This is a genomic window from Antarctobacter heliothermus (assembly GCF_900188425.1).
Classification (GTDB): Bacteria; Pseudomonadota; Alphaproteobacteria; order Rhodobacterales; family Rhodobacteraceae; genus Antarctobacter; species Antarctobacter heliothermus.
The window spans coordinates 33575-54746 of sequence record NZ_FZON01000033.1 but is presented as its reverse complement, the minus strand read 5'-3'; the positions used below and the strand labels follow the sequence as shown (position 1 = coordinate 54746).

16 protein-coding genes are annotated in these 21172 nt (G+C 63.7%); 12 read left to right on the top strand and 4 right to left on the bottom strand.

Features of this window, described 5'->3' with window-relative positions:
- The 4 genes from CHB90_RS26800 to CHB90_RS16045 all read left to right on the top strand — a co-directional run.
- Positions 1-210 (top strand): hypothetical protein (locus CHB90_RS26800; RefSeq protein ID WP_212591610.1); only part of this gene is annotated, 210 nt, incomplete at its 5' end.
- A 50-nt stretch (positions 211-260) separates the two neighbouring features.
- The gene (gene deoC, locus CHB90_RS16055) at positions 261-1256 is read left to right on the top strand and encodes a deoxyribose-phosphate aldolase (protein ID WP_089278874.1); all 996 of its coding nucleotides are present in this window, start codon (positions 261-263) and stop codon (positions 1254-1256) included.
- A gap of 4 nt (positions 1257-1260) precedes the next feature.
- Positions 1261-1548 carry a hypothetical protein gene (locus CHB90_RS16050; RefSeq protein ID WP_089278873.1) on the top strand — a complete coding sequence of 96 codons (288 nt, stop codon included), beginning with the start codon at positions 1261-1263 and terminating at the stop codon, positions 1546-1548.
- A complete protein-coding gene (locus tag CHB90_RS16045; RefSeq protein WP_089278872.1) occupies positions 1548-3884 on the top strand; it encodes an aldehyde dehydrogenase family protein in 2337 nt (778 codons plus the stop codon). Before CHB90_RS16050 ends, CHB90_RS16045 begins: the two co-directional genes overlap by 1 nt.
- Positions 3885-3910: 26 nt before the next feature.
- Here the strand turns inward: CHB90_RS16045 and CHB90_RS16040 are convergent, their stop codons facing one another.
- Together CHB90_RS16040 and CHB90_RS16035 are read right to left on the bottom strand one after the other, a co-directional pair.
- A complete protein-coding gene (locus CHB90_RS16040) occupies positions 3911-4126 on the bottom strand; it encodes a helix-turn-helix domain-containing protein (RefSeq protein WP_089278871.1) in 216 nt (71 codons plus the stop codon).
- A complete protein-coding gene (locus CHB90_RS16035; RefSeq protein WP_089278870.1) occupies positions 4126-4668 on the bottom strand; it encodes a DUF2975 domain-containing protein in 543 nt (180 codons plus the stop codon). The genes CHB90_RS16040 and CHB90_RS16035 overlap by 1 nt, the downstream gene beginning before the upstream one ends.
- 79 nt (positions 4669-4747) lie before the next feature.
- Between CHB90_RS16035 and CHB90_RS16030 the strand changes: the two genes are divergently transcribed.
- The 3 genes from CHB90_RS16030 to rlmH all read left to right on the top strand — a co-directional run bounded on the left by CHB90_RS16030 (position 4748) and on the right by rlmH (position 6265).
- On the top strand, positions 4748-5296 hold the full coding sequence (locus tag CHB90_RS16030; RefSeq protein WP_089278869.1) for a hypothetical protein: 549 nt from the start codon (positions 4748-4750) through the stop codon (positions 5294-5296).
- 141 nt (positions 5297-5437) lie between these two features.
- Entirely contained in the window at positions 5438-5791 is a 354-nt protein-coding gene (rsfS, locus tag CHB90_RS16025) for a ribosome silencing factor (RefSeq protein WP_089278868.1), read from the top strand.
- A 3-nt stretch (positions 5792-5794) separates the two neighbouring features.
- Positions 5795-6265, top strand: a complete 471-nt coding sequence (gene rlmH / locus CHB90_RS16020) for a 23S rRNA (pseudouridine(1915)-N(3))-methyltransferase RlmH (RefSeq protein ID WP_089278881.1) — start codon at positions 5795-5797, stop codon at positions 6263-6265.
- Between the two features lie 9 nt (positions 6266-6274).
- Here rlmH and CHB90_RS16015 read toward each other — a convergent pair whose 3' ends face one another.
- On the bottom strand, positions 6275-7078 hold the full coding sequence (locus tag CHB90_RS16015) for an undecaprenyl-diphosphate phosphatase (protein ID WP_089278880.1): 804 nt from the start codon (positions 7076-7078) through the stop codon (positions 6275-6277).
- A gap of 226 nt (positions 7079-7304) precedes the next feature.
- Between CHB90_RS16015 and CHB90_RS16010 the strand changes: the two genes are divergently transcribed.
- The 5 genes from CHB90_RS16010 to mtgA all read left to right on the top strand — a co-directional run bounded on the left by CHB90_RS16010 (position 7305) and on the right by mtgA (position 15637).
- The gene (locus CHB90_RS16010) at positions 7305-8741 is read left to right on the top strand and encodes an NAD(P)-dependent oxidoreductase (protein WP_089278867.1); all 1437 of its coding nucleotides are present in this window, start codon (positions 7305-7307) and stop codon (positions 8739-8741) included.
- A gap of 146 nt (positions 8742-8887) precedes the next feature.
- The gene (locus CHB90_RS16005) at positions 8888-9625 is read left to right on the top strand and encodes a hypothetical protein (protein WP_141135905.1); all 738 of its coding nucleotides are present in this window, start codon (positions 8888-8890) and stop codon (positions 9623-9625) included.
- Positions 9622-10074: a GFA family protein gene (locus tag CHB90_RS16000; protein ID WP_245823269.1), complete on the top strand. Its 453-nt coding sequence runs from the start codon at positions 9622-9624 to the stop codon at positions 10072-10074. The genes CHB90_RS16005 and CHB90_RS16000 overlap by 4 nt, the downstream gene beginning before the upstream one ends.
- A gap of 94 nt (positions 10075-10168) precedes the next feature.
- Entirely contained in the window at positions 10169-14704 is a 4536-nt protein-coding gene (gene gltB, locus CHB90_RS15995; protein WP_089278864.1) for a glutamate synthase large subunit, read from the top strand.
- 192 nt (positions 14705-14896) lie between these two features.
- Complete coding sequence (gene mtgA, locus CHB90_RS15990) at positions 14897-15637, top strand: monofunctional biosynthetic peptidoglycan transglycosylase (protein ID WP_089278863.1); 741 nt, start codon at positions 14897-14899, stop codon at positions 15635-15637.
- A gap of 60 nt (positions 15638-15697) precedes the next feature.
- Here mtgA and CHB90_RS26215 read toward each other — a convergent pair.
- Positions 15698-21172 (bottom strand): Ig-like domain-containing protein (locus tag CHB90_RS26215; RefSeq protein WP_170941090.1); only part of this gene is annotated, 5475 nt, incomplete at its 5' end.

Below are 21172 nucleotides of genomic sequence, written 5' to 3'. Positions count from 1 at the left end.
GCTCGGCGGGATCGGTCTGCTCATGCAGGACAGCTACCACGCTGGATTCACGAGATGAATCCCTCAACCAGCCTTTGCGCAACAAAGCCCCGCAACATCACAAACGGCTGGAAATCACTGAAGCGGACCACAGTGCGCGGCGGCACCGTCCCGGATGCAGAGTTGCAGGCAGCCTTGGCAATGGCGGCACTGCCTCAGCGTTCCGCTTGAATTGGCCCGCTTGCGGGGGCAGGTATAGAAGACAAGACATTGGAGGCGACATGACCACCGCGACCGCCCAGACAGACAAGACCGCCCATCTGCCGCAGGTCCACGAGGCGCGCAACCCCGGCATGGCGCTGGACATGGACTGGGTTCGGGCCGCGCGCGCCAACCGCTCTGCAATCGAACGCCGCGCTGGCACCCTGCCCGGCAGACGATCCGTCAAAAAGGACTATCAGGCCGCCTGGCTGGCCCGCGCCATTTCCTGCATCGACCTGACCACACTGGCGGGCGACGACACACCGGGCCGCGTCGCGCGCCTGTGCGCCAAGGCGCGCCATCCGGTCCGCGCTGACCTGCTAGAGGCTTTGGGGCTGAAGGGGCTGACCGTGGGCGCGGTCTGTGTCTACCACGACATGATTGAACCCGCTGTGAAGGCTCTGGAAGGATCGGGCATCCCCGTGGCCGCCGTCTCCACCGGGTTCCCGGCGGGGCTGTCGCCCTTCCACCTGCGCGTTGCGGAAATCGAGGAAAGCGTAAAGGCGGGTGCGCAAGAGATCGATATCGTGATTTCCCGTCGCCTTGTCCTGCGCGGCGACTGGCAGGGGCTCTACGATGAAATGTGCGCCTTTCGCGCCGCCTGCGGCGAGGCCCACGTCAAGGCGATCCTTGCCACCGGAGAGTTGGGCACATTGCAAAACGTCGCCCGCGCGTCGCTGGTCTGCATGATGGCGGGTGCCGATTTCATCAAGACCTCCACCGGCAAGGAAACCGTCAACGCCACTCTGCCTGTCAGCCTTGTGATGATGCGCGCGATCCGCGAATACCACCAGCGCACCGGCTACCGCGTCGGCTACAAACCGGCGGGCGGTATCTCCAAGGCCAAGGACTCGCTGGTTTACCTGTCGATGATCAAGGAAGAGTTGGGGGATCGCTGGCTCCGCCCGGACCTGTTCCGCTTTGGCGCGTCGTCGCTGCTGGGCGATATCGAACGGCAGCTGGAACACCATGTGACCGGGGCCTATTCGGCGTCCTGGCGGCACGCGATAGGCTGAACCGATGCAGATGACGCCGGAATGGTCCTTGATGATGGTGGCGATTTTTCTCGTGATGGGGTCCGCCAATTGGCGACGTCGTCGCCTTAGACGTGCGACTCGCGATCTGCCGACGCGGCTGTTCCGACAGCTTGGGCCAGAGCCGGAATTTCTGCCGCCCGAAGAGGTGCCAGAGGAATTGCAGGGATACGCCACGCTGCACAAACGCAGCCTGCGGGTGCAACACGGGATCTGGATGTTGGCGCTGATCTGGATGGGCTGGGTGGCCTTGCTTGGGATGGGACTGCTGTAATGACCGTAAAAGAGATCTTTGAAACCATGGATTATGGCCCCGCCCCCGAAAGCGCCGGGGATGCGCTGGCCTGGATTGTCGATCAAGGCTCGCGCTTTGGTCACTTCATCGACGGCGCGTTTACCGATCCCGGCGAAGGGTTCGACAGCCGCAACCCGGCAACGGGTGAGGTTCTGGCAACGCTGACGCAGGCCACGCAGGCCGATGTGGACGCAGCCGTTGCCGCCGCACGCAAGGCGCAGCCCAAATGGGAGGCGCTGGGCGGACCCGGACGCGCCCGCTATCTGTATGCCTGGGCGCGCCTGTTGCAGAAACACGCGCGGCTGTTTGCGGTGCTTGAGACGCTCGACAACGGCAAACCGATCCGCGAAAGCCGCGACATCGACATTCCGCTGGCCCAGCGGCATTTCTACTATCACGCGGGCATGGCCCAGCTGATGGACAGTGAACTGCCCGACGCCCGCGCGCTGGGGGTCTGCGGGCAGATTGTGCCGTGGAACTTCCCCCTGCTGATGCTATCCTGGAAAATCGCCCCGGCGCTGGCGATGGGCAACACCGTCGTGCTGAAACCGGCCGAATGGACCTCGCTGACGGCGCTGCTGTTTGCCGACATCTGCCGGCAGGCTGGCCTGCCCAAGGGCGTGGTCAACATCGTCACCGGCGACGGCGCGGTGGGGGAACGGATCGTGGCCGCCGACGTGGACAAGATCGCCTTTACCGGCTCGACAGAGGTGGGCCGCAAGATCCGGCAGGCCACGGCGGGGCGCGGGATTTCCCTAACGCTGGAGCTGGGCGGAAAATCCCCCTACATCGTGTTCGAGGATGCCGACATCGACAGCGCGATCGAGGGGCTGGTGGACGCCATCTGGTTCAATCAGGGGCAGGTCTGCTGCGCCGGGTCGCGCCTGCTGGTGCAGGAAGGCATCGCCGAGGTGTTCCACGACCGGCTGCGTGCCCGGATGGACAAACTGCGCATCGGCAACCCGCTGGACAAATGCATCGACGTGGGCGCGCTGGTCGATCCTGAACAATTGCGCCGGGTCGAGGCGCTGGTCTCCGGCTCTGACGGCACGATCTACCGGGCCAACTGTGACCTGCCGGAGGGCTGTTACTATCCGCCCACGCTGATCTCCGGCCTGTCGTCGGCCTCGCCGCTGATGCAGGAGGAAATCTTTGGCCCGGTGCTGGTCTCCACCACCTTCCGCACCCCCTCCGAGGCGGTCGAGGTCGCCAACAACACCCGCTACGGGCTGGCCGCCAGCCTGTGGTCGGAGAACATCAACACCGCGCTGGACATCGCGCCGCAGCTGGTGGCGGGCGTGGTCTGGGTCAACGGCACCAACATGTTCGACGCCGCCGCCGGGTTTGGCGGTGTGCGCGAAAGCGGCTTTGGCCGCGAAGGCGGCTGGGAGGGGCTGCGCGCCTATACCCGCGCGGCGGACAAACCCAAAGCTCTGAAACAAATCGCACCCTTTGCAGGCGACGACGCGGAACCGCAGCCGGTGGACCGCACCGCCAAGCTGTATATCGGCGGCAAGCAGGCCCGCCCCGACGGCGGCTATGCGCGCAATTTCTTTGACGCCAAGGGCTCGCTGATCGGTCAGGCCCCCATCGCCAACCGCAAGGACATCCGCAACGCGGTAGAGGCGGCGCGCGCCGCAGGTGGCTGGGCCAAGGCCACGGCGCACAACCGCGCGCAGGTCTTGTATTACATCGGTGAAAACCTGTCGGCCCGCGCAGGGGAGTTCGCCGCGTTGATCGACCGGCTGACCGGCGGCAAATCCGGCAAGACCGAGGTCGAGACAGCGGTGAACCGGCTGTTCACCTATGCCGCATGGGCTGACAAGTTCGATGGCGACGTGCGCAGCGTCCCGATGCGGGGCGTCGCGCTGGCGATGAACGAACCCTGCGGCGTGATCGGCGCGCTGTGCCCGGATGACGCCCCGTTGCTGGGCCTGATATCGGTCATGGCACCCGCCATCGCCATGGGCAACCGCGTGGTCCTTGTCGCGTCCCAGCCGTTCCCGCTGGCCGCACTGGACTTCTACCAGGTGCTGGAAACCTCGGACGTGCCGGGCGGGGTCGTGAACATCCTCACCGGCTCTCACGCGGAACTGGCGCCGACACTGGCCACACATATGGATGTCGAATCGGCCTGGAGCTTTTCGTCGACGGATCTGGCCCAAACCATCGAAACCGGTGCTGCGGGCAATCTGAAACGCACATGGGTCAACAACGGAAACGCGCGTGATTGGCAGGGTCCGGCGGGCGAAGGCCGCGCTTTTCTGGAGGCCGCAACAGAGGTCAAGACGGTCTGGGTGCCTTACGGCGCCTGAGGGGCGGCGGCGGGGGAAACCCCGCCCTACATTTCGCCGTCGGGCAGCGCCTCCAGCAGATCGCCGGGCTGACACTCTAACACGTCACAGATCCGTGCCAGCGTCTCGAACCGGATGCCTTTGACCTTGCCGGATTTCAGCAAGGAGATGTTCTGTTCGGTGATTCCCACCCGTTCTGACAACTCGCGCGATCGCATTTTGCGCCGCGCCAGCATGACGTCCAGCCGCACGACGATCTGCATCAGACAAACCCCTCATTTTCCGCCCTAAGCGCAATCGCCTGACTGGTAACCAGTCCGACGATCATCATCATACCGCCCGCAAGGACAAAGCCCAGATCGGAAGAAGAGACCGCAAAGCTCAGCATTTTCTGCCCAGCCGGGGCACCAGCGGTGAGCAGCAAGGTCTCTACCGGATGCGCGAGCAAACCTGCTGCTGCCTGCGCCAGAAACCCAAAGCCAACATGGCGCAGGGCATGTGCAGCGCGCGGCGTCAGCGCCGCGTCCTGCGCGTAGCACTCGAACAGACGGGCCATGTGCCACAGCGTGTAAAGCACCGTGGTTAGCGCAAACAAGGCCCCGATCACCAGCAACGCCGTGACCGTTTCACTGATCATGCGTCCGCCAAGATCAATGCCCAGTTCTGGCAAGCGATGTGCAAGCAAGACCCCCGGATCAACGGCAATCCAGATGGCAAGTCCGACAAGCACAGCAATCGCCAGCAATGAGAGCGTTCGCAGGACGGCAGCCGCGCGGCGGGTCGCTAGAGGAAGTTGTTGTGTCATTTCACACTCCAGTTTCACTTTTCAATCTATTTCTTTAATGTAATACAGTAAAAAATGATTCCACAAGGCGATACTCTAAATGTTGAAAAAACTTCTTCCTCTGGTGTTTATGGCTGGCTGCAGCCATATTGTTCCGCAGACTTTGCGCGACCTACAAGCGGTCAATCCAATGACTGCAGACCCGGCAGATTTCCAGATCCACTTGCATTTGCCTGCGGGACTGGATCTGCCACCAGACTCCGGAAAGTTGACTTTTTCGGCGCGAACAACCGACAAAGAGGCCAGTGGCACCTATACACTCTGGCGGCAGGACTCACGTGATGGCACACTGATCATGGCCATCGCGCCGCAGGAACTTGATGCTCTACGCGCCGTGCAGGCCGAAGCGCGTGCGCTAAAGTCCGCCGATCCCAAGGGCACGACCGGGTCGTTGGAAATCGATTTCGGTCTGTGCCTGCGAGGCGACGGTCCCGACCCCGACGCCCCTGTTTCTGCCGACATTGTGTTGGAATATGACGGTCCTGCGCGCCCGTTCCTGCGCCCACAACCGGTCGGTCGCTACATGAAAATGCTCAAGGCGCGGGCGGGAACCGGCATCTTGCCTTGCCCACTTGCGCCACGACATTGAGAATTTACATTTCTGGTGCTATCTTTATGACACGCCTTGGCGTCCGGGCATTGGGCGTCTGCAACGATAAAGGAGGACATTGTCCTGTCTTCGACGACACTTGCGGCACATGCCGCGGATCACGGCCGGGGATTCTCGGCCATGGCGCAAAGCCTCCCGACCGCAGAGACACTACTCGCGGTCGTGCTCGAAACTCTGAATGACAACAAGGCCGAGGAGATCGTGCAGATTGATCTGCGCGGTAAAACCGCCGTTTGCGATTACATGGTAATCGCATCGGGCCGGTCGTCGCGTCAGGTCGCGGCGCTGTCAGAGAATCTGGCGGATAAACTCAAACAGGACCACGGCGTGCTCTCAAAGATTGAGGGCAAGGGCACCGGGGACTGGGTGCTCATCGACGCGGGTGACGTGGTGATCCACGTTTTCCGGCCCGAGGTGCGCGAGTTCTATCAGCTTGAAAAGATGTGGGCACCGATGACGGCCGCTCAGGCCTGATTGGTGCGCTTACATTTGTGCGTCGTTGGCCGGCTCCGGAAGGGGCCGGAAAAGGCGCTTGTCGATGACTACCTGACACGGTTCGACCGAACGGGCCGGGCGCTGAGCCTTGGCCCCGCGCAGGTGATCGAGGTCGAGGACCGCAAGGGTGGCGGCATGAGCGCCGAGGCCGCGCTGCTGCGCCGCGCCATTCCCACAGGCGCGCGGCTGTGCGCACTGGATGAGCGCGGGCAGACATGGTCCTCGCCCGAATTTTCGCAAAAACTGGCGGGATGGCGCGACACCGGTACGCAGGATCTGGCTTTTGTGATCGGCGGGGCGGACGGCATAGACCCCACCCTGCGCGCAGAGGCTCAGGACCTCATGTCATTCGGGCCAATGGTCTGGCCGCACATGCTCGTGCGGGTGATGCTGACCGAACAGCTGTATCGCGCCACCTCTATCCTTGCGGGCGCGCCCTATCACCGGGTCTGACCCACCGCGTCAGCGATAGGCGATCCACAGCAGGATCACGCCCAGAAAAACGCGGTAAATGACGTAGGGCGTAAAGCTGACCGACCGCAACAACCGCATCATCAGCCACAGCGCCCCCAGCGCAGACACAAAGGCCAGCGCCGCCGCAATCGCGCCGTCGCGGGCCGCCTGGGCGTCTGCGGTGGTGATCACCTCCGCCCCCAGAATCACGCCCGACGCGATGATTGTCGGGATCGACATCAACATGGCCAGCTTTGCGCCATCGTGGCGGGTGTAGCCCAAGTGCCGCGCCGCCGTGATCGTGATGCCTGACCGGGACGTTCCGGGGATCAACGCCACGGCCTGCCACAATCCCATGATCACTGCATCGCGCAGGGTCCAGTCGCCTTCGGATTTGACCTGCGCCCCCTGCCGGTCGGCCCAGTAGAGGACAACGCCAAAGATCAGCATGGCCCAACCAATCACGGCGACAGAGCGCAGCATGTCATCAAATCCCGACAGTTTCAGCGCAAGCCCGACGACAATCACCGGGATCGTGGCCATCAGCAGCAGAAACGCCAGTCGCGCGCCGGGAGTGTCGATGCGCCCCGTGATCAGGCGCAGCGTTCCCACTGCTGCCAGCCGCACATCGGACCAGAAATACAGAACCACCGCAAGAAGTGTGCCCAGATGCACCGCAACGTCGATCACCTGCCCCTGATCCTGCATCCCGGTCAGACTGGGCAAGAGAATCAGATGGCCAGAGGACGAAATTGGCAGAAATTCGGTAACCCCTTGGATCAGGGCGAGAATCAGCAGTTGCGTAAAGGGCATTATCGGGGTCCAATCGTAATCACGGACCACGGTATAACCCCTTGTTTCGGGGGAGAAAGCGAGTATTTGGTTCCGTTTCGGACCTAAAAATAGATGTTTGTCCGGATGTTTTCGTCAAAAACCGATCAGAAAGACATTATAGGTCAGCAGTTCTGACTTTTATTCCCTCGCAAGCTTTTGTATGGAAGCCGTGACTGACGTGGGATCACCTGCAAGGGGATATGGAATGGCCAAGCAGCCAATGCTGAAATTTGTCGATATTGCGCGCGAAATGCCGTCCAAGCGGGATGCCTCGGTCCGGCGGGCCGACTTTGACGAGATCTATGCGGAATACGCCGATGCCAAGGCGACAGAACAGGCCGCCCGGTGCAGCCAGTGCGGCGTCCCTTATTGCCAAAGCCACTGTCCGCTGCACAACAATATCCCCGATTGGCTGCGCCTGACCGCCATGGGCCGTCTGGAAGAGGCCTATGAGGTCAGCCAGTCGACCAACACCTTCCCCGAGATCTGTGGTCGCATCTGTCCGCAGGACCGTCTGTGCGAAGGCAACTGCGTCATCGAACAATCCGGCCACGGCACCGTCACCATCGGCGCGGTCGAGAAATACATCACCGACACGGCCTGGGAAAAGGGCTGGGTCAAGCCGATCACACCCGCGCAGGAACGGACCGAAAGCGTGGGCATCATCGGTGCCGGCCCCGGCGGGCTGGCCGCTGCCGACATGCTGCGCCGCGCCGGTGTGCAGGTCACGGTTTATGACCGCTATGATCGCGCGGGCGGCTTGCTGACCTATGGCATCCCAGGCTTCAAACTGGAAAAAGACATCGTCACGCGCCGCAACGAACAGCTGGAACAGGGCGGCGTGCGCTTTGTCCTGAACTGCAACGTGGGCGAGGATCTGTCGTTTGATGAGATCCGCGCGCAACATGACGCGGTCATCATCGCCACCGGCGTCTACAAATCACGCGATCTGGGCGGACCGGGTGCCGGTGCCAAGGGGATTGTGCGCGCCATCGACTATTTGACCGCCTCGAACCGGGCGTCGAACTTTGGCGATCATGTGCCGGAATTCGAAAGCGGCGAGCTGAACGCCTCGGGCAAGAAGATCGTCGTGATCGGCGGCGGCGATACCGCGATGGACTGTGTCCGCACCGCGATCCGGCAGGGCGCGACAAGCGTCAAATGCCTGTATCGCCGCGACCGCGCCAACATGCCCGGGTCGCAGCGCGAAGTGCAGAACGCCGAAGAGGAAGGCGTGCAGTTCGAATGGCTGACCGCGCCCAAAGGCTTCAAGGGTGAGCCGGTCAATGCCGTCATCGTCGAAAAGATGCGCCTTGGCGCGCCCGACGCCACGGGCCGTCAGCGCCCCGAGGTCATCGAAGGGTCGGACTACGACGAACCCGCCGACATCGTCATCAAGGCGCTGGGCTTCGAACCCGAGGAGCTGCCGACGCTCTGGGGCTGCCCGGAACTGGAAGTGACGCGCTGGGGCACCGTCAAGGCAGAGTTCACCAGTGGCCGCACCGCGCTGCCCGACGTCTATGCCATCGGCGACATCGTGCGCGGTGCCAGCCTTGTGGTCTGGGCCATCCGCGACGGGCGCGACTGCGTCGAGGCGATTCTTCAGGACCTGACAGCAAAGGCGGCCATCGCGGCGGAATAAGCCCCGGTTTTGCACAAACGTGCGTTTTGCAGGCGACCAACAGGCAAAACCGACGAACCCGGGCACCGAACTGCGGTCAAATGCAAACGGGGCCTGAGCACTGTCAAAAAGGTCAAAGAGACTGACCCGGGAGGGGCAAAGAGTTGATGAACGGTAAAGCGATGATCGCGGCCCTCTCTGGTCTGCCTGCTGTGCTGCTGTTTGCTTTTGCGGCGGCGACGCAGGTACAGGCGCAAGTACAGGGCGGGTTGTTCACCCCGCCCGAGGGCTGTGAAACCTATATGACGGTGCAATCGCGCAGCTGTAACGTGAGCAATCATTTCATTTGCCCGCAGATCGATCCCGACCACAAGTTTCGCACCGATTTTGGTGAGGCTGGCCCCTTTTTCACCAGCCACATCGACGGCGATGCGCAGTGGATCGATAGCGGTCCGCCAGAGGCCCCAACCCGGACCCGCACCGTGGCCCCGATCACCGATCCCGGCAGTGTGACTGAACTGATTGAAACCGGCGTGGACAGCTTTGACTTCCACCAGCAATCCGACGACGAAGGCCGCACGCGCGTGACCGGGTTTGACCGCATCCTGGAAGAGGTCGAAATCGACGGCGAACCGCTGTACCGCACTGAGTTTGAAATGACCCGCCGCGACGCGGACGGGCGCGTGATTGAACAGGTCCGGGGCCGCGAATATGTCTCTGCCCGGCACAAACGGTTCTTTTCCGGCTTTGCGACAGACGTCACCGAAGACGCGCGCGAAACCAACGCCCGCGACCGCAGCCCGGTCGAGTTCATCTATCCCGGCGACCCCGGCTTTCGCGGCACCTATCCGCGTTATGACTGTGACCTGATGAGCGCGCTACCCCGCCGGAGGGAGACCGCATGAGCGGCACATCAACAGGCGGCTGTATGTGCGGCGCAGTCCGTTTCACCGCGCAGGATGTTCCGAAAAAGGCCGGTATCTGCCATTGCGAGATGTGCCGCCGCTGGACCGGATCGGCCCTGATCGGCGTGACGGTCGCCCTGAAAAACCTGACCTGGGATGATGAAACCCATCTTGGGCGCCTCCAGTCGTCGCACTGGGCCGAACGCGGGTTCTGCACCCGCTGCGGGACGGGGATGTTCTTCCGGGTGACGATGGACTCGGACTATTCTGGCGACATCGAACTGCCCATCGGGGTCTTTGACGATCCCGATGGCTTTGAGATCACCAACGAGATCTACATCGACGTCAAGCCTGACAGCTATGCCTATGAGGGGCAATCAGGCCGCAAACTGATGACGCGGGCCGAATGTCACGCGAAATTCGGTGTTCTGGCAGAGGACGCCGACTGAGGAATTTTCGGCGGGACGATCCCCGGATGGGATCGCCGCCATGACAGAAGAAGCCGGGCCGCTGCGGGCGGTCCATGAACGGAGGGCTTGAGCCATGACCAAATTCGACGCCGACTGGGTACGGGCCGAGGAAACCAAGCGCAAGTGGATGTCTGAAAACGGCATGTACCACGAGAGTGAGGAACACAGCTCTTGTGGTGTGGGTCTGGTCGTCAGCATCGACGGCAAGGCGTCGCGCCGCGTGGTCGAGGCGGGGATTTCCGCGCTCAAGGCGGTCTGGCACCGTGGCGCGGTCGATGCCGACGGCAAGACCGGCGATGGCGCGGGCATCCATGTGCAGATCCCGGCCCCCTTCTTTTATGATCAGATCGGACGCACCGGCCACACGCCGCGCAAGAACGAGTTGATGGCCGTGGGTCAGGTGTTCCTGCCGCGCACCGACTTTGGCGCGCAGGAAACCTGCCGGACCATCGTCGAAACCGAAGTTCTGCGCATGGGCTATTACATCTACGGCTGGCGCCATGTTCCAGTAAACGTCGAGGTGCTGGGCGACAAGGCCAACGCGACCCGCCCCGAGATCGAACAGATCATCATCTCCAATTCCAAGGGCGTCGACGAAGAGACCTTTGAACGCGAATTGTACGTCATCCGCCGCCGCATCGAAAAGGCGGCCTCGGCGGTTGGCATCGGGCAGTTGTATATCGCGTCGCTGTCGTGCCGGTCGATCATCTACAAGGGCATGATGCTGGCGCAGGACGTGGCCGAGTTCTATCCCGACCTTCAGGACGAACGCTTTGAGAGCGCCTTTGCAATCTATCACCAGCGCTATTCGACCAACACGTTCCCGCAATGGTGGCTGGCGCAACCGTTCCGCATGTTGGCCCATAACGGTGAGATCAACACGCTCAAGGGAAACGTCAACTGGATGAAAAGCCATGAGATCCGCATGGCCTCCTCGGCCTTTGGTGACCTGGCCGAAGACATCAAGCCGATCGTGCCCAACGGATCGTCCGACTCTGCCGCGCTGGATTCCGTGTTCGAGGTGCTGGTCCGCGCCGGGCGCAGCGCGCCGATGGCCAAGACCATGCTGGTGCCGGAATCGTGGTCCAAGCAGGCGGTGGAACTGCCGCAAGCCTGGCGCGACATGTATTCCTACTGCAACTCGGTGATGGAACCGTGGGACGGCCCCGCCGCCCTGGCCATGACCGATGGCCGTTGGGTCTGTGGCGGCCTGGACCGCAACGGTCTGCGTCCGATGCGCTATGTCGTGACTGGCGACGGCCTGCTGATCGCAGGCTCCGAGATCGGCATGGTGCCGACGGATGAGGCGACAGCCCGCGAAAAAGGCGCTCTTGGGCCGGGTCAGATCATCGCCGTCGATATGAAAGAGGGCAAACTTTACCACGACACCGAAATCAAGAACCGTCTGTCCTCCAACCAGCCGTTTGGCGACTGGGTCGAAAAGATCACCGAACTGGACGAGCCGCTGTCCGCCGTCACCGAAAAGCCGCTGTTCGAGGGTACGGAACTGCGCCGCCGCCAGATCGCGGCCGGCTACACGATGGAAGAGCTGGAACAGATCCTGGCGCCCATGGCCGAAGACGCCAAGGAAACGCTGGCCTCGATGGGCGACGACACTCCCAGCGCGGTCTTGTCCAAAAAGTACCGCCCGCTGTCGCATTACTTCCGCCAGAACTTCAGCCAGGTGACCAACCCGCCAATCGACAGCTTGCGCGAATACCGCGTGATGTCTTTGAAAACCCGCTTCGGCAACCTCAAGAACGTGCTGGACGAGGATTCCTCGCAGACCGAAATCCTTGTTCTGGATACGCCGTTTGTGGGCAACGCGCAGTTCACCGAACTACAGGTCCATTTCAACGCCCCCTGCGTCGAGATCGACTGTACCTTTCACGGCGGCCCCGGTGCCCTGCGTGAGGGGCTTGCCCGCATCCGGGCCGAGGCAGAGGATGCCGTGCGCTCCGGCACCGGCCACATCATCCTGACGGATGAACATTGCGGCCCCGACCGGGTCGCCATGCCGATGATCCTGGCCACCAGCGCGGTGCACAGCCACCTGACGCGAAAGGGCCTGCGTACCTTCTGCTCGCTCAACGTGCGCAGCGCCGAATGCATCGACCCGCATTACTTTGCCGTGCTGATCGGCGCGGGCGCCACCATCGTCAACGCCTATCTGGCCGAGGACAGCCTGGCCGACCGCATCAAGCGCGGCCTGCTGGACATGACCCTGACAGAGGCGGTCGCCCGCTACCGCGAGGCGATTGATCAGGGCCTGCTCAAGATCATGTCCAAGATGGGCATCTCCGTCATCTCGTCCTATCGCGGCGGCCTGAACTTTGAGGCGGTCGGCCTCAGCCGCGCCATGTGTGCTGAATATTTCCCCGGCATGATCTCCCGCATTTCCGGCATCGGCGTCAGCGGCATCCAGAAAAAGGCCGAAGACGTACATGCCCTTGGCTTCATCTCTGGCCGTGACGTCCTTCCGATTGGCGGCTTCTACAAGGCTCGCAAATCGGGTGAAACCCACGCCTGGGGTGCGCAGACCATGCACCTGCTGCAGGCCGCCTGTGACCGCGCCTCTTACGAGATGTGGAAGCAATACTCCAAAGCGATGCAAGCCAACCCGCCGATCCACCTGCGCGATCTTTTGGCGATCAAACCGCTGGGCGCACCGATCCCCATCGAAGAGGTGGAAAGCATCACCTCGATTCGCAAGCGGTTTGTCACCCCGGGTATGAGCCTGGGCGCTCTGTCGCCAGAGGCGCACAAGACCCTGAACGTGGCCATGAACCGCATCGGTGCGAAATCCGACAGCGGCGAGGGCGGCGAAGATCCGGCGCATTTCCTGCCCGAACCGAACGGCGACAACCCGTCCGCCAAGATCAAACAGGTGGCCTCTGGCCGGTTTGGCGTCACCGCCGAATACCTCAACCACTGCGAAGAGCTGGAAATCAAGGTGGCCCAGGGCGCCAAGCCCGGTGAGGGCGGCCAGTTGCCCGGCATGAAGGTCACCGACCTGATCGCCCGCCTGCGCCATTCGACCAAGGGCGTGACGCTGATCTCTCCGCCGCCGCATCACGACATCTATTCGATCGAGGATCTGGCCCAGCTGATCTACGATCTCAAGCAGATCAACCCGCGCTGCAAGGTGACGGTCAAACTGGTGGCCTCCTCCGGTGTCGGCACCATCGCGGCAGGCGTGGCCAAGGCCAAGGCCGACGTGATCCTGATCTCGGGTCACAACGGCGGCACCGGCGCGTCGCCCGCGACCAGCATCAAATACGCTGGCCTGCCGTGGGAAATGGGCCTGACTGAGGCGCATCAGGTTCTGTCAATGAACAACCTGCGCGGCCGGATCACCTTGCGCACCGATGGCGGGCTCCGCACCGGGCGGGACATCGTCATGGCGGCCATGCTGGGGGCCGAGGAATACGGCATCGGTACTGCGGCCCTGATCGCCATGGGCTGTATCATGGTGCGCCAGTGCCAGTCGAACACCTGCCCGGTGGGCGTGTGTACACAGGACCAGGCCCTGCGGGACAAGTTCACCGGCACGGCGGACAAGGTGGTGAACCTGATCACCTTCTACGCGCAGGAAGTGCGCGAGATCCTCGCCGAAATCGGCGCGCGCAGCCTCAAAGACGTGGTGGGCCGTGCCGATCTACTCAGCCAGGTGTCGCGCGGCTCTGACCACCTTGACGATCTGGACCTGAACCCGCTGTTGATCCGGGTCGATGGCTCGGACGACATCGTCTACGACCGCGCCAAGCCGCGCAACGAGGTGCCCGATACGCTGGACGCCGAAATCGTGCGCGACGCCGCCCGCTTCCTGCAAGACGGCGAAAAGATGCAACTGTCCTACGCGGTGATGAACACCCACCGCACCGTGGGCACGCGGATCTCCAGTCACATCGTGCAGAAATTCGGGATGCGCAACGCGCTGCAACCCAACCACCTGCATGTCAAGCTGACCGGCTCTGCCGGCCAGTCGCTGGGGGCCTTCGCGGCACCCGGCCTCAAACTGGAGGTGTCGGGCGATGCCAACGACTATGTCGGCAAGGGCTTGTCCGGTGGCCTGATCGTGGTGCGTCCGCCGCTGGTCTCCCCGCTGGTCGCGTCTGAGAACACGATCATCGGCAACACCGTGCTCTATGGTGCCACCGACGGTCACCTGTTCGCCGCAGGCCGCGCCGGAGAACGGTTCGCGGTACGCAACTCGGGCGCATCAGTGGTGGTCGAGGGTTGCGGCTCCAACGGCTGTGAATACATGACCGGCGGCGTCGCGGTGATCCTTGGCAGCATCGGGGCAAACTTCGGCGCCGGAATGACCGGCGGCATGGCCTACATCTATGACCCGGACGGCACCGCCACGGCGATGATGAACATGGAGGGTCTGGTGACCTGCCCCGTCACCGTCACCGCCTGGGAAGACCAGCTCAAAGGTCTTGTCGAACGGCACATGGAGGAAACCGGCAGCCGCAAGGCCACCGACATCCTGCAAAACTGGGATCTGGAAAAGGCGCATTTCATTCAGATCTGCCCAAAGGAAATGTTGGACAAGATCCCGCATCCGTTGGGCATCAAAGGTGACTTGGCCGTGCCTGCCGAATAATCTCTTTCTACACACACACCACAAGGGCCCGGTCACACCGCCGGGCCCTTTTTTTTCGAACCCGCCGACTGTTTCTTCTGTCCAAAAATATCCCGGGGAGCGCGAGGGGCTGGCCCCTCGCCCGCGCAACATCCAGCCGCGCACCTCCGCTCAGGCGTTGGCGGCCGACGGCGGCTGGGCTAAACAGGCTGCATGGCAGTCAAGGCAAAGAAACCGACGCGCTCCAGGCGTTCCAAAAACAAAAAGACACCGCGGACCTTCCGTCCACGGGCCTTTGTGCGTCGCTGGCTCTTGCGCCTCGCTCTCGGCGCGGCGCTGCTGGCTGTCCTCGCGGTCCTGCTCTTTCGCGTGATCAATCCCCCCACCACCCACACCATCTGGTCTGAATCGCGCCGTCTGGGCGGGGTTCAGCGCGCCTGGGTTGATGCTGCGGACATTGCCCCTGTCATGCTGCGCTCTGCCGTGGCGGCGGAGGATGCCAATTTCTGCACCCACTGGGGCTTTGACATGGACGCCATCCGCGCCGCCATCGACGACGGCGCAAGCCGGGGCGGCAGCACGATCAGCCAGCAGGTGGTCAAGAACGTCTACCTCTGGCAGGCGCGCAGCTATGTCCGCAAGGCGATGGAGGCGCTGCTGACCCCCCTGCTGGAGGCGCTCTGGCCCAAACGGCGCATCCTTGAGGTCTATCTCAACGTGGCCGAATTCGATGAGGGTGTCTTTGGCGTCGATGCGGCGGCGCGTCACTACTTTGGCGTCGGCCCGGAGGCGCTGACAGACCGGCAGGCCGCTTTGCTTGCCTCAGTCCTTCCCAGCCCCAAGGAACGTGAGGCCAACCGCCCCAGCGCGGCGATAAACCGGCGGGCCGCCACCATCATGGATGGCGCTGCCCTGATCGCAAAGGACGGTCGCGCCGCCTGTTTCCAAGACTGAGAGTGTCCAAGGGAATCCCCCGCACGCGGCTGCCGCGCGCGGGAGCTTTTTCGCGCGGGCTCAGAAGTCCAGCTTCAACCCGTGTTCCAGCTGCAGGGTCTCCACCTCGGGCATCGACAGCCGGGTCACGATCGCGCCGCGTCCGTTGGCGATCGGGCGCTCGCGCTTGATGTTAAAGGTAAAGCGGCGGTTGTCGTCGATCTGCTCCACGTCCACCTCAAGACCCCATGTCAGCCCGCTGGCGGCATCTGTCCGCTCCCAGGCAAAGGCCAGCCCCACGCCGCAGTTGGTGTCATCGTCGTAAGACGACAGCTCGCAGACAAAGCGCGGGGTAAAGGCGGTGCGCATCATGCCCGCCAGCGCCTCTGCCCCGCCCGGTGACGCAAGGCTTTCGAACCGGATTTCCGCCGTGGCACGCACGCCGCTGAAATCGTCAAGATCGATCACGCCGTCATGGCTCAGTCCCAGTTGGGTTGCGGTGACATCCGCGTCCCCGGCCTTGGCATAGGACAGGTCCAGCCCGACCCGCGGCTTCATCACAAAGCTGTCAAAGGCCCGCTCCCCCGAGATGCCCACCCCGGCGAACCCGGCAAGATAGCTGTACTGGCCGGTGGCGTTGATGGGCGCGGCGGCGGCATCGAAATCGATGTCGAACTTGTGCCGCCCGGCAGCCCCGGCGACGTAGTAGTCAAGGAACAGACCCTGCGCAAAGCTGCGCGCGCCGTACAGCCCGCCGTTGACGCCAAACCCGTCGATGGACCCGTCGCCCAGACCGCTGACATCGGTGCGGCTGTAGTAGCCGCCCAGGAAGTAACCGGACAACGCCTCATCGCTGACGAACCGCTCGCGCTGCCATGCGAACTGCAACAGCGCCTGCATGCCCGTGTCCTCTGTCTTGTTCAGAGAGAAGGTGCCGTCGATGATTTCGCGCGTATCGGTGACACAATTATAGGCGTCGCGGCCAAAGGTGCCCCGTGCCGCCCCGGTTGCATCCTGGATCTGGACACTGCCATCCACGTCAAAGCCCTCGATCGTCCCGCAGGGCAGATCGCGCCCGGCCTGCAGGCGTTGCAACGCGCCTTTGGCCATCCGGCTGAACGCCTTGGTCTGGGTGGTGATCGTCTCCTTGAGGTCGTCTTCGAGGATCTCGGTCAGCGGCTCTCGGATCTGGTCCACAAGGTCGTCCGTGACCGTCACCGTCGCCAGAGCCAACGGCGCGCCGTCATAGCGCGTATCGGCAGAGCTGACGACAACTGTCGGCTGACAGCTGTGCGTGCCTTCGACCTTGTCGTCGTCGATGGCCCGGATCGTCAATGCCTGCGGCACCGTGTAATCCGCCGCCGTGAAGGTGATGCTGGCCGGGGCCACCGTACACTGGTTGTCACCCGCAAAGCTGAGGGTGACCGGCGACGTGGGCGAACCCAGCAGCGCAAAGGTCATGGTGGCATCGTCGCCGCCGCCCTCATTGGTGACCAGATCCACGTTGACCACCGCGATGTCGGCAAAATCGTCATCGGCAATGGTGGCGCTGCGGGTGACGGTTGTGCCCAACAGCGTGGTCAGGTCGCCCGCAGTCACCCCTGTCAGCGTGATCTCGACCGTTTCCGGCCCTTCGATGTCGCCGTCTTCCAGCACCGGCACAGTGATGGTGGCCGATGTGGCCCCCGCCGGGATGGTCACGGTGCCCGACAGCGCAGTGAAGTCTGCACCGGATGTGGCCGAGCCTGCAACCGTGTAGGAAATCACCGTATCGACCGTCGAAACACGTCCCTGCGTGACGGTAAAGCTGGCGTCAGTGACCGCGCCGCCGTTCGCCTCTGCCCCGTCGGTCGACGCGGTGACCGTCACAAGGTTTTCGGCGCATTGCGTCATCGGGATGTTGTTCGACAGCACAAACGGGTCGCCCGCCTCGATCACAAAGCCGGTGTAGAACGCGGGGTTGGCCCCCAGCGAACCATCGGTCAGGAACCCGGTCGCCCCGAACTCGGACGAGCCGATCACCGCCGGGTTGGCCGGCAGCAGCGTGGTCAGATCCAGCGTGCCAGAGGACAGCCGCGCCGTGCTGGGAATGCCAACCGCCGTGGGATAGCTGAGCGACATGGAATAGGTGCCCGGACGCAACGCAAACCACTGGATTTCGCCGGTGGACCCGTCACGGGTGATGTTGATGTCGTTCAACGTGCCCAGCGACGCATTGCTCCCCGAGGGCCCCGAGACGGTGAACCCGCCGCCGGGGATGATGCGGCCATCGTCCTCACAGTAGAAATAGCCCTGCGGGTCGAAATCCTCATCGTCGGGAATGCCGTCACCGTCGCGATCTCCGGTCTCAAGGATGTCCGGAACGAAGTCGCCATCCGCATCGGGAAGAGGCGTCGGGTTAGGTGTGCCGGTCAGATCGGCGGTCACGGTGATCGCCGTGGCTGCGGTGGACAGGTTGCCCACCACATCCGCCGCCGCGCCCGCGTTCAGTGCAATCTCGACCGTGCCGTCATGGTCCGGCGTCACGGTAAAGCTGTAGTTCGCGCCGCTGCCGGTCAGCGCCGAAGCGGTGCCGTTGACCAGGGCGACAGAGGTCAGGTCCAGGCCGGTGACCACCTCCGAGAAGGTGAGCGTGACCGCAAAGGGATCGGACTGCGGTGCGACCGGCCCCAAAAGGGTCGCGGTGGGGACGGCAACATCCTTGAGCGCCGCATCCGTCGCGTCCACGCCGGTGTTGCCTGCCGGATCGGTCAGCGCGACAGTCAGCGTCACAGTGCCATCAGACAGCGGCGTCAGGTCCAGTCCGCTGATCTGATCGGTGGCGCTGGCGATGGTGCCTGCCCCGGTGACCGGCGTGCCGCCGCCGTCCGAAGTGATGGTATAGGCAAAGCTGGCGCCAACCTCGGCCCCTGCAAAGGTAAAGCTGATCGCCGCCTGATTGCCGCCATTGACCGGATCCTGATCAAGGGTCGCGCTATACCCGCTGGGGGCCACGACATCCTTGGACAGGGTGCCGGTGGCCTGCGGTGCCGGGTTGCCGGCCGCATCGCTGGCATCGGCTGTCAGGCCAAGAGCGCCATCCGCAAGGGACGTCAGGTCAATCGTCACGGACCACACCCCGCCGGACACGGTGGCAACGCCGGTCGCAAGACCCGCAGCCCCATCGCTGACCGACACGTTGACCGTGGCCCCGTCCAAAAGATCCGTCGAGGTGCCAGAGATCACGGTCGAGGCCGCCTCTGCCCCGTTGACCACATCATCTCCGGCCAGCGGCGCGTCGAAGGCCAGGCCGGGGGCCGTGGCGTCCTTGGTCGTGGTGTCTGTCGCGTCACTGCCCGTGTTGCCCTTGAAGTCGGTCAGCGCAACGCTGAGCGTCAGGGTGCCGTCAGGCAGGCCGGACAGATCGATGCCGGTCACCTGATCGGTTGCGGTTGCAATGGTGCCGGTGCCGGTGACAGGCGCACCGCCCCCGTCCGAAGTGATGGAATAGGCAAAGGTGACCTCGGTGCCGGGCGCACCCGGTCCGACCTCGGCATCGGCGAAGGTAAAGCTCGCCGCTGTCTGGTTCGCGATGTTCACCGGGTCCTGATCCAGAGTGGCGGAATAGCCTGCGGGCGCGGTTGTGTCCTTGAGGAAACTGGTCGAGGTCGAGGCATTGTTGCCTGCGGCGTCGGTGATGACCGCCGTCAGAGTCACGGCCCCGTCTCCAAGCGTGGACAGATCCAGCGCCGATGCCCAGACATGGACCGGGATCGGGCCGCTGGGACCGGGGTCAAACCGGTCAAAGGTCACGGTTGTGGTGGTCGACACACTGCCGCCGCCTGCGCTGGTGGCGGTCAGGGCGACCTGCGTCGCATCCGCCGCGTTCAGCGCGCTCCCGTTTGCAGCAAAGGTGGCCGCCTCTGCCGCGTTGACCGCGTTTGCAAAGAACGCGTTGGCGCCCGCCGCCGGATCGAGGATCTCGATCGTGGGCGCGGTGGTGTCCTTGGTCAGGGATGTTGTGGCCTGTACCGCCGGGTTGCCTGCCAGATCGGTGACATCGGCAGAAAGGTCATAACTGCCATCCGCCAGTGCGGCGATGTCGAAATCCAGGCTCCAGCTGCCCGCGCTGACCGTGGCCTCGCGGTAGTAGACCGCCGTTGAGGACGTGTCGCGCAGGGTCAGGCGGACAATCGTGCCATCGACGACACCCGTGGCGGTGCCGGAGACGGCAAAGGACGCGGCCTCTGCCCCATTGATCACGTCGTCGCCCGCAATCGGGCCGTCGATGGTGACCACCGGAATGTCGGCATCCTTGGTCGCCGTGGCCGTGGCCTGCGGCGCCGGGTTGCCCCCGGCGTCCGACGCATCGGCGGTGAGGCCGAGCGCGCCATCCGCCAGCCCCGTGACGTCCAGTGACAGCGTCCAGACGCCGCCCGCGACGGATGCCGTGCCGGTTGCAAGCCCCGCGCCGGTATCGGTCACATTGACCGTCACCAAGGTGCCATCGGCAAGGCCGGTGGCGGTGCCGGAGATGGTCACAGCCGTCGCTTCGGCGGCGTTGATCACGTCGTCCCCGGCCAGCGGGCTGTCGATCGCCAGGCTGGGTGCGACGGTATCCTTGGTCGCGGTGCCGGTGACCGCCGAGCCCGAATTGCCAGCGGGATCGGTCAGGATCGCCGTGACAGTCAATGTGCCATCGGCCAGCGAGCTGAGGTCCAGTCCGGTCACATTGACCGTTGCTGTCGCGGCGCTGACCGTGGCGGGCGTGACAATCGACGCACCGCCGTCGGAACTGATCCGCAAGGCGACGGTCGCGCCCACCTCAGCCCCGCTGACGGTGACTCCGATCGCTGTCTGGTTCGACAGGTTCACCGGATCCTGATCGAAGGCGACCGTGTACCCCGTGGGAACGGCGGTATCCAGCGTCGCCGAGGCTGTGGCCTGTGGTGCCGGATTGCCCGCCGCGTCAACGGCATCCGCGGCAAGGCCAAGCGCCCCGTCCGCAAGCGTCGACAGGTTCAGTGTGGTCGTCCAGATCCCACCGGACACCGCTGCGGTGCCCGTGACGGAACCGGCGGCGCCGTCGGCCACCGCGACGTTGACCGTCGCGCCATCCGCAAGGTCCGTGGCCGTTCCGGTCAGGATGACCGCCGACGCCTCTGCCGTGCTGATCAGCCCGTCACCTGCAATCGGCGTATCAATCGACAGCGCGGGTGCAACGACGTCTTTGGCAACGGTATCGGTTGCATCCACGCCGGTGTTGCCCGCCGCATCCGTCAACGCAACCGTCAGCGTCAGCGTGCCGTCGCCCAGGCCCGACAGGTCCAGCCCACTCACCACATCGGTGATGGTCGCGATGGTGCCGCTGCCGGTCACAGGCGCACCGCCACCATCAGAGGCGATGCTATAGGCATAGTCCGTACCGACCTCGGCCCCGGCAAAGGTAAAGCTCATCGCCGTCTCATTGGCCGCGTTCACTGGATCCTGGTCAAAGGCCACCGTATAGCCCGCAGGCACCGTGGCGTCCTTGGTCGTGGTGTCCGTCGCATCCACGCCGGTGTTGCCTGCCGCATC